Source organism: Lentzea sp. NPDC004782 (assembly GCF_040609115.1).
Taxonomy (GTDB): Bacteria; Actinomycetota; Actinomycetes; order Mycobacteriales; family Pseudonocardiaceae; genus Lentzea.
The window spans coordinates 50,723-59,625 of the sequence record NZ_JBEXJN010000055.1; the positions used below are offsets into that span (position 1 = coordinate 50,723).

Annotated in this window: 7 protein-coding genes; 6 read left to right on the top strand and 1 reads right to left on the bottom strand. The window is 70.8% G+C overall.

The genetic code is table 11. The features are described from left to right. Window positions 1-2 precede the first annotated feature (2 nt). The 5 genes from ABZV40_RS36650 (at window position 3) to ABZV40_RS36670 (ending at window position 6,409) form a co-directional block, all read left to right on the top strand. On the top strand, window positions 3-1,070 hold the full coding sequence (locus ABZV40_RS36650) for a thiolase domain-containing protein (protein ID WP_355452555.1): 1,068 nt from the start codon (window positions 3-5) through the stop codon (window positions 1,068-1,070). Beyond that, window positions 1,070-2,212 carry a thiolase domain-containing protein gene (locus ABZV40_RS36655; protein ID WP_355452557.1) on the top strand — a complete coding sequence of 381 codons (1,143 nt, stop codon included), beginning with the start codon at window positions 1,070-1,072 and terminating at the stop codon, window positions 2,210-2,212. Before ABZV40_RS36650 ends, ABZV40_RS36655 begins: the two co-directional genes overlap by 1 nt. Then, window positions 2,209-3,069 carry a TIGR03619 family F420-dependent LLM class oxidoreductase gene (locus ABZV40_RS36660; RefSeq protein WP_355452560.1) on the top strand — a complete coding sequence of 287 codons (861 nt, stop codon included), beginning with the start codon at window positions 2,209-2,211 and terminating at the stop codon, window positions 3,067-3,069. The genes ABZV40_RS36655 and ABZV40_RS36660 overlap by 4 nt, the downstream gene beginning before the upstream one ends. Beyond that, entirely contained in the window at window positions 3,066-3,506 is a 441-nt protein-coding gene (locus ABZV40_RS36665; RefSeq protein ID WP_355452563.1) for a nuclear transport factor 2 family protein, read from the top strand. The genes ABZV40_RS36660 and ABZV40_RS36665 overlap by 4 nt, the downstream gene beginning before the upstream one ends. 146 nt (window positions 3,507-3,652) lie before the next feature. Then, window positions 3,653-6,409, top strand: a complete 2,757-nt coding sequence (locus tag ABZV40_RS36670) for a BTAD domain-containing putative transcriptional regulator (protein WP_355452566.1) — start codon at window positions 3,653-3,655, stop codon at window positions 6,407-6,409. Here ABZV40_RS36670 and ABZV40_RS36675 read toward each other — a convergent pair. Beyond that, a complete protein-coding gene (locus tag ABZV40_RS36675) occupies window positions 6,381-7,607 on the bottom strand; it encodes a cytochrome P450 (protein ID WP_355452569.1) in 1,227 nt (408 codons plus the stop codon). The two genes, ABZV40_RS36670 and ABZV40_RS36675, sit on opposite strands and share 29 nt — an antisense overlap. Window positions 7,608-7,730: 123 nt before the next feature. Between ABZV40_RS36675 and ABZV40_RS36680 the strand changes: the two genes are divergently transcribed. Beyond that, window positions 7,731-8,858 carry a steroid 3-ketoacyl-CoA thiolase gene (locus ABZV40_RS36680; protein ID WP_355452572.1) on the top strand — a complete coding sequence of 376 codons (1,128 nt, stop codon included), beginning with the start codon at window positions 7,731-7,733 and terminating at the stop codon, window positions 8,856-8,858. Window positions 8,859-8,903: the final 45 nt, after the last annotated feature.

Sequence of the window (8,903 nt, forward strand, 5' to 3'; positions counted from 1 at the left end):
GCATGCGTGACGCCGCGCCAGAAATTGCAGTAGTCGGTTTCGCGCAGACGCCCTGCGTGCGCGAGACCGACGGCACCACCAACGGTGTCGAGATGCTGGTGCCGATCTTCCACGAGGTGCTCGGCTCGCTCGGCCTCACCAAGTCCGACATCGGGTTCTGGTGCTCGGGCTCGTCGGACTACCTGGCGGGCCGCGCGTTCTCGTTCGTCTCCGCGGTCGACGCGATCGGTGCCTTCCCCCCGATCATGGAGTCGCACGTCGAGATGGACGCGGCCTGGGCTTTGTACGAGGCGTGGGTGAAGCTGCTGTGCGGTGAGGTCGACACGGCACTGGTCTACGGCTTCGGCAAGTCGTCGGCCGGTCAGCTGCGGCGGGTGATGGCGATGCAGCTCGATCCGTACGTCGTGACGCCGCTGTGGCCGGATTCCGTCGGCCTGGCCGGGATTCAGGCGCGCATGGGCATCGAGGCCGGGCTGTGGGACGAGCGGGAGATGGCGTCCGTTGCCGTGCGGAGCCGTGCCGCGGCCATGTCGAACCCCTTGGCGCAGCTGTCCGGATCGTTCGACGTCGACGACCTGCTCGCGTCCGGCTACGTGGCGGACCCGTTGCGGCGGCACGACTGCGCGCCGATCACCGACGGCGCGGCGACGATCGTGCTGGCCGCGGGCGACCGCGCGCGGGAGCTGTGCGAACGGCCGGCGTGGATCACCGGGTTCGCGCACCGGGTGGACTCGCCGTCGTTCGGCACCCGCGACCTGACCACTTCACCGTCGACCGTGGCCGCGGGCAAGGCGGCCGGGGCCGAGGGCGTGGAGGTCGCCGAGTTGCACGCGCCGTTCAGCCATCAGGAGATCCTGCTGCGCCAGGCGCTCGGCCTCGGGGACGACGTGCTGGTGAACCCGTCCGGCGGGGTGCTGGCGGGCAACCCGATGTTCGCGGCCGGGCTGGCGCGGATCGGTGAGGCCGCGCGGCGGGTGCACGACGGGTCGGCGTCGAAGGTGCTGGGGCACGCCACGAGCGGGCCGCTGCTGCAGCAGAACCTGGTGTGCGTGATGGAAGGGCGAGACTGATGCGACCAGCAGCCGTCGTCGGCACCGGCCAGACGCACCACGCCGCGAAACGCCTCGACGTGTCCATGGCCGGCCTGTGCCGCGAGGCCATCGACCGCGCGATGGCCGACGCGGGCGTGGACTGGCCGGACATCGACGCCGTGGTCCTCGGCAAGGCACCGGACCTGTTCGAGGGCGTGATGATGCCCGAACTGTTCCTGGCGGACGCACTGGGCGCCGTCGGGAAACCGTTGCTGCGCGTGCACACCGCGGGCTCGGTCGGCGGCAGCACCGGCAACGTCGCCGCGTCGCTCGTCCAGTCCGGCGTGCACGACCGCGTGCTGGCGGTGGCGTTCGAGAAGCAGTCCGAGTCCAACGCGATGTGGGCGCTGTCCGTGCCGACGCCGTTCACCATGCCGGTGCACGCCGGCGCGGGCGGCTACTTCGCGCCGCACGTGCGCGCCTACATCCGCCGCGCGGGCGCTCCCGAGCACGTGGGCGCGATGGTCGCGGCCAAGGACCGGCGCAACGGCGCGTTGAACCCGTACGCCCACCTGAAGCAACCGGACATCACCGTCGAGTCGGTGCGCGCGTCCACCATGCTGTGGGACCCGATCCGGTACGACGAAACGTGTCCGTCGTCCGACGGCGCGTGCGCCGTGGTGATCTCGGCCGAGCCCACGTCGAGCAAAGCCGCGTGGATCCACGCGACCGCGATGCGCACCGAACCGACGACGTTCGCCGGACGTGACCAGGTCAACCCGCAGGCCGGCCGCGACGCGGCACGGGCGTTGTGGCGGCAGGCGGGGATCACCGACCCGCTGTCCGAAGTGGACGCCGCCGAGATCTACGTGCCGTTCTCCTGGTTCGAGCCGATGTGGCTGGAGAACCTCGGCTTCACCGACGTCGGGCAGGGCTGGAAGCTCACCGAGGCGGGCGAGACCGAGATCGGCGGACGGCTGCCGGTGAACCCGAGCGGTGGCGTGCTGTCGTCCAACCCGATCGGCGCGTCCGGGCTGCTGCGGTTCGCCGAGGCGGCCATGCAGGTCATGGGCACCGCCGGTGAGCACCAGGTGGACGGCGCGCGGGTCGCGCTCGGGCACGCGTACGGCGGTGGGTCGCAGTTCTTCGCCATGTGGGTCGTCGGATCGGAGAGGCCATGAAGTTCACCGTCGGCATCGCGATGAGCCCGCTCGACCAGCTGACCGAACTGGCGCGGTGCGCCGAGGAGTGCGGGTACGCGTCGATCGCGCTGCCGGACTCGTTGTTCTTCTCGGAGAAGGTGTCCGCCGACTACCCCTACACGCCCGACGGCTCCCGCATGTGGAACGCCGACACCCCGTGGGTCGACCCGTTCGTCGCCGCCGCCGCGATGGGCGCCGTGACGTCGCGGATCCACTTCTACACCCAGGTCCTGAAACTGGGCTCCCGCAACCCGTTGCTGCTGGCGCGTCAGGTCGGTTCGGTCGCGCACCTGACCGGCAACCGCTTCGGGCTCGGCGTCGGGCTGGGGTGGTCGCCGGAGGAGTTCGAGTGGTGCGGCGCGCCGTACAAGAACCGCGGCCCTCGCGTCGACGAGATGATCGACGTGCTGAAGCTCGTGCTCGGCGGCGGGATGGTCGAGTACCACGGCGAGTACTTCGACTTCGACCGGCTGCAGATGTCGCCCGCGCCGACCCGGCCGGTGCCGTTCTACGTCGGCGGCCACTCCCCCGCCGCGTTGAAGCGCGCCGCGCGCGTCGGTGACGGCTGGACGTCCGCGATGATCAAGTTCGCGGACCTGAAGTCGGTGATCGCGCAGCTGAAGGACCTGGGGGCGTTCGAGCGGCCGTTCGAGATCCAGGCCGTGTGCGTCGACCGGTTCGGGTTCGACGGCTACCGGCAGCTCGCCGAGATCGGCGTGACGGACGTGATCGTGGTGCCGTGGCTGTTCTACGGCGTCGGGTTCGACGGCGGGCTGCAGGCCAAGAAGGACGGGCTTCGGCGCTTCGCCGACGAGGTGATCGGAGAGTTCTCATGACCGCCGTGACCTGGAAGGCTTCCCGCACCGAAACTCCCGCTCGCGTGGCGTCGTGGCGCTCGATGGACGCCGTGACGCGCGGTGCCAAGGACGAGTGGCTGGCGTTGTTCGCCGAGGACGCCGTGGTCGAGGACCCGGTGGGCCCGTCGATGTTCGACGCCGAGGGCAAAGGACATCACGGCAAGGAGGCGATCGCGGCGTTCTGGGATCTCGCGATCGCGAACGTGGAACGGTTCGAGTTCGCGATGCACGACTCGTTCGCGGCGGGTTCCGAATGCGCGAACGTCGGTGTGATCACCGCGTTCCTGCCCGGTGGCGCCCGTGTCGACACCGAAGGCGTGTTCGTCTACCACGTCGGCGAGGACGGGCTGATCAGGTCGATGCGCGCGTTCTGGGAGATCGAACGCGCGATGGCCACCTTCCGCCAGGTCGGCTGACGGACTGGCACGACCCCCTGTGCGTGCCAGTCCGTGCGTTCAGTGTGTGCCATCGTTTCCGTGAATCCTCAGCGGTTCTCAACAATCCGCAGCTCAGAGCTGATATACCGGGGCAGGTACCCCGTCACCTTCGCTGAAACGAGCAGATGGAACTCGTCCTTCTCGGCGGAACGGCAGTGCTCGTCGACGGCACGGCGCTCGACCTCGGACCGCCACGGCAGCGATGTGTGCTGGTCGCGCTCGCGGTCGACGCGGGCCAGGTGGTGTCGGTCGACCGGCTGACGCACCGGGTGTGGGGCGACGACCCACCGCTGCGGGCCAGGGCGACGTTGCTGAACTACCTGTCCCGCCTGCGTCTGCTGCTCGGTGGAGCCGTCGTCCGGCGTCCTGGCGGCTACGCGCTGGAGGTCGAACGGTCGGCCGTCGACCTGTTGCGGTTCCGCACCCTGTGCGGTCAGGCCCGTGCCGCGGACGACCGGCGGGCGGTGGCGCTGCTGCGGCAGGCGCTGGAACTGTGGCGGGGAGAGGCCCTGACCGGTGTCGAGGGCGACTGGGCGGCGGCCGAACGCGACCGGCTGCACCAGGAACTCCTGGAGGCCGAGTGCGACCTGACCGACGTCCAGCTGCGCCTGGGTCACGGGGACGACCTCGTGGCCGCGCTGACCACGCGCAGCGCCCAATGGCCGTTGGACGAACGCGTGGCCGCCCAGTTGATGCTCGCCCTGCACCGCGCCGGACGCACCGCCGACGCCCTGGCCCACTACCGGCGGCTGCGCGAGCGGCTGGTCGGCGAGCTCGGCACCGATCCCGGCGCCGCCCTGCGGGAACTGCATCAACAGATCCTCGACGACGACCCGGCCCTCACACCGTCGTCGCGCAAGGCCGGCGGCGGAGATCCGGTTCCCCGGCAGCTGCCGGCGCCGCCGCGGTGGTTCACCGGCCGCGGCACCGAACTGGCGAGCCTGGACAAGGCGCTGGCGGACGCGAACACCGTGATGATCTCGGCGATCGGCGGGGCGGGTGGAATCGGCAAGACCTGGCTGGCGCTGGCGTGGGCGCACCGGAACGCCGAGCGGTTCCCCGACGGGCAGCTGTTCACCGACCTGCGCGGGTTCAGCCCCACCGAACAACCCGTCGCGCCCGACACCGCGCTCCTCGGTTTCCTCACCGCGCTGGGTGTCGCCCCGAACCGCGTCCCCGCTGAGCTGGACGCCAGAGCCGCGCTGTACCGCAGCCTGACCGCCGATCGGCGGATGCTGGTCGTGCTCGACAACGCCGCCACCGCCGACCAGGTGACGCCGCTGCTGCCCGGTGGCCCGAACTGCACGGTGCTGGTCACCGGCCGCGGCGTGCTCGCCTCCCTGATCGACCGGCACGGCGCCGGCCAGCTGCGGCTGGACGTCCTGGACCGCACCGAAGCCCGCGACCTGCTGACCGCACGCCTGGGCGCCGATCGCCTCGCCGCCGAGCCCGACTCCGTCGACGAGCTGATCGACCTGTGCGGGGGCTACCCGCTCGCCCTGGCGATCACCGCCCGTCACGCCGCCGGCCGCTCCCTGGCCGAGGTGGCCGCCGAGTTGCGCGAGCTGGGGCTGGACATGCTCAGCCACGACACCGACCCGGCCGCCAGCCTGCCCGCCGTGCTGTCCTGGTCACTGCGGCGGCTCACCGGCGAACAACGCACGGTGTTCGCGCTGCTGGGCACCGCACCCGGCCCCGACACGACCCTGCCCGCCGTGGCCGCCCTCACCGCGCTGCCGCCGGAACAGGCGCGCAAGGCCTTGTCGGCGTTGGAAGAGGCGTCTCTGCTCGAACGGCGGCCGGACGACCGGTACGCGATGCACGACCTCGTCCGCGCCTACGCCGCCACCATCGCCCACGACCTGCCCGACGACACGCGCGAGACAGCTCTTGTGCGGGTGATGGACTTCCACCTGCACACCACCATCGCCGCCGACCGCCTCCTGAACCCCCATCGCCAGCTCATGCCGGTCGATCCGCCCGCATCCGGTGTTCACCCGCACCCGCTGCCCGATGCCGCCGCCGCGGCGGCCTGGCTGGAGGCGGAGTACGTCACCCTGCTGGCCACGCAACGCGCCGCCGCCGAGTCGGGCCACCACCACGTCGTCTGGCATTTCGCCTGGGCCCTGGGCACTTTCCAGCACTGGCGAGGGCTCCTGCGCGACGCGCTCGCCTCGTGGCAGGCCGGGCTGGACGCCGCGGCTCACCTGCCCGAGTCCACCTTCCGGTTGCACGCCCACCGGCTGCTCGGCACCGAGTACTCGTTGCTCGGCCTGCACGGGGAGGCGACCGGCCACCTGAACGAGGCCCTGGCCCTGGCGGTGGGTCATCCTCCCGCCGACCAGATGCACACACACCTGTCGGTCATGCAGGCGTGGCAGCTGCAGGGTGACGACAGGCGGGCGCTGGAGCACGGCCGGCAGGCCCTCGACCTCTGCCGCACCCTCGACCACCCGGTGTGGGAAGCTCTCGCGCTCAACGCGGTGGGCTGGCTCGCCGCGCGCCTGGGTGACTTCGACACCGCCCGCGACCACTGCCTGGCCGCGCTTTCCCTGCACCGGCGGCACCACAGCCCCACCGCCGAGGCGGCCACCCTGGACAGCCTGGGGTTCATCGCCCAGCGCACCGGCGACCACCGCCAGGCCGCCGAGCACTACCGCGAGGCCCTCGTCCTGTCCCGCGAGCACGGCGACGTCTTCCAGGTCGCGGACACCCTCGACAACCTCGGCCATTCGTACGCCGCCCTGGGAGAACACGACCAGGCCCGCGAGGTGTGGGAGGAGGCGCTGGAGCTGTACCGGGAACAGGCGCGCGACGAGGACGCCGCCAGGATGCGGCGTCAACTCGACGACGTCAGGCGTACTGGACCCGGAACTCCTTGATCCCGTTCAGCCACCCGGACCGCAGCCGGCGCGGTTCCTCCAGCTGCCGGATGTCCGGCATGGCGTCGGCGATGGCGTTGAAGATCAGGTCGATCTCCAGCCGGGCGAGGTTCGCGCCGATGCAGAAGTGCGCGCCACTGCCGCCGAACCCGAGGTGGGGGTTGGGATCCCGGGTGATGTCGAACTTCTCCGGGCTCTCGAACACCTCCTCGTCGAAGTTGGCCGACGAGTAGAAGAGCCCGACCCGCTGTCCCTGCTTGATCTCGACGCCGCTCAGCTCGGTGTCCACCATCGCGGTGCGCTGGAAGACGACGACGGGCGTGGCGTACCGGACGATCTCGTCGGCGGCCGTCGCCGGGCGCCGGGACTTGAACAGCTCCCACTGGTCGGGGTGGTCGAAGAACGCCTTCATGCCGTGCGTGATCGCGTTGCGGGTGGTCTCGTTGCCGGCGACGGCGAGCAGCAGCACGAAGAAGCCGAACTCCTCCGACGCGAGTCCCGCACCGTCCACATCGGCCTGGACGAGCTTGGTGACGATGTCCCCGCGCGGGCACTTGCGGCGGTCCTCGGCCATCGTCCACGAGTAGCCGAGCAGCTCGGTGGCGGCGGCGAGCGGTTCGACCTCGAACTCCGGGTCGTCGTAGGCGATCATCTGGTTGGACCAGTCGAAGATCTTGCGGCGGTCCTCCTGCGGGATGCCGATGAGCTCCGCGATCGCCTGCAGCGGCAGCTCGCACGCCACGTCGGACACGAAGTCGCCGCTGCCCTTGGCGAGCGCCTCCGCCACGATCAGCTCGGCACGCCGGTGCAGCGCGTCTTTCAGCGCGTTGATCGCCTTGGGGGTGAACCCGCGGGAGATGATGCCGCGCTGCTTGGTGTGCGTGGGCGGGTCCATGTTCAGCAGGAGCAGCCGCTGCATCTCGATGTTGTCGCGCGGCATGTCGTCCTTGAACCGGATGATCGCGGTGTTCTCGCGCGTGGAGAAGACCTCGCTGTTGCGCGAGACCTCCTTGACGTCGTGGTGCTTGGTCACCACCCAGAAGCCCTCGTCCGGGAAGCCGCCCTGGCCGAGCGGTTTCGAGTTCCACCAGATCGGCGCCGTCCGCCGCAGCTCCGCGAGCTCCTCCAGGGGTAAGCGTTTCGCGTACATGTCGGGGTCGGTGAAGTCGAAGCCTTCCGGGATGCGCGGCTTGCTCACAGGCACCTCCTAGGTGGAACGCGTTCTATCCGATTCAAACACGCTTGCGCCTTGTGTTGAAGCCCCCAGGACGCCAATCTGGAGCCGTACAGGAACGTGTTCTAGTTTTCCGAGGAGGCTCGCGTGGGCAGTCCGGTGATCGTGGGAGCGGTGCGCACGCCCATCGGCAGGCGCAACGGCTGGTTGTCCGGCCTGCACGCCGCCGAGCTCCTCGGCGCGGCACAACGAGGGCTGCTCGACCGGACCGGCGTGGACCCGTCCGCGGTCGAGCAGGCCATCGGCGGCACCGTCACGCAGGCGGGCGAGCAGTCGAACAACATCACCCGGACCGCCTGGCTGCACGCGGGCCTGCCGCACAGCACCGGCGGCACGACCGTCGACGCCCAGTGCGGCTCCGCGCAGCAGTCCACCCACCTCATCGCGGGCCTCATCGCGGTCGGTGCGATCTCCTGCGGCATCGCGTGCGGCGTCGAGGCGATGAGCCGGGTCCCGCTGCGCAGCAACCTCGGTGACGCCGGATCGCCCCGCCCCGACTCGTGGAGCATCGACCAGCCGAACCAGTTCGTCGGCGCGGAACGGATCGCAGAGCGGCGCGGCATCGGCCGCGAGGAGGTGGACCGGTTCGGCGTCCAGTCGCAGGCACGGGCCCAGCGCGCCTGGGCGGAGGGACGGTTCACCGCCGAGGTCGTCCCGGTGAAGGTGGGCGAGGAGCTGGTGGAGACCGACCAGGGCCTGCGGGCGACGTCACTCGAAGCGCTGGCGGCGTTGAAGCCGGTGCTGCCCGACGGCGTGCACACCGCGGGCACGTCGTCCCAGATCTCCGACGGCGCGTCGGCCGTGATGGTCGTGGACGAGGACTTCGCACGGGCGCACGGGCTGCGGCCGCGCGCCCGGATCGTCTCGCAGTGCCTCGTCGGTTCCGACCCGTACTACCTGCTGGACGGCCCGGTCGACGCGACCACGCGGCTGCTCGAACGCAGCGGCATGAAGATGTCGGACATCGACCTGTTCGAGGTCAACGAGGCGTTCGCGTCCGTCGTGCTGTCGTGGGCCTCGGTGCACCGGCCCAACCTGGACCGGGTCAACGTCAACGGCGGCGCGATCGCCCTCGGGCACCCGGTGGGCAGCACGGGCACGCGGCTCATCACGACGGCTCTGCACGAGCTGGAACGCCGTGACGCCACCACCGCGCTGATCACGATGTGCGCCGGCGGCGCCATGGCCAGCGGCACGATCATCGAGCGGATCTGACCGCCCGCCGTCGATGAAGGGCGCCTTCATCCACGTCAGGTGGAT

What these genes read in the sequence shown, in the direction of transcription:
- ABZV40_RS36650 (WP_355452555.1), top strand. Translation starts at nt 3, where the DNA reads ATGCGTGACGCCGCGCCAGAAATTGCAGTAGTCGGTTTCGCGCAGACG.
- ABZV40_RS36655 (WP_355452557.1), top strand. Translation starts at nt 1,070, where the DNA reads ATGCGACCAGCAGCCGTCGTCGGCACCGGCCAGACGCACCACGCCGCG.
- ABZV40_RS36660 (WP_355452560.1), top strand. Translation starts at nt 2,209, where the DNA reads ATGAAGTTCACCGTCGGCATCGCGATGAGCCCGCTCGACCAGCTGACC.
- ABZV40_RS36665 (WP_355452563.1), top strand. Translation starts at nt 3,066, where the DNA reads ATGACCGCCGTGACCTGGAAGGCTTCCCGCACCGAAACTCCCGCTCGC.
- ABZV40_RS36670 (WP_355452566.1), top strand. Translation starts at nt 3,653, where the DNA reads ATGGAACTCGTCCTTCTCGGCGGAACGGCAGTGCTCGTCGACGGCACG.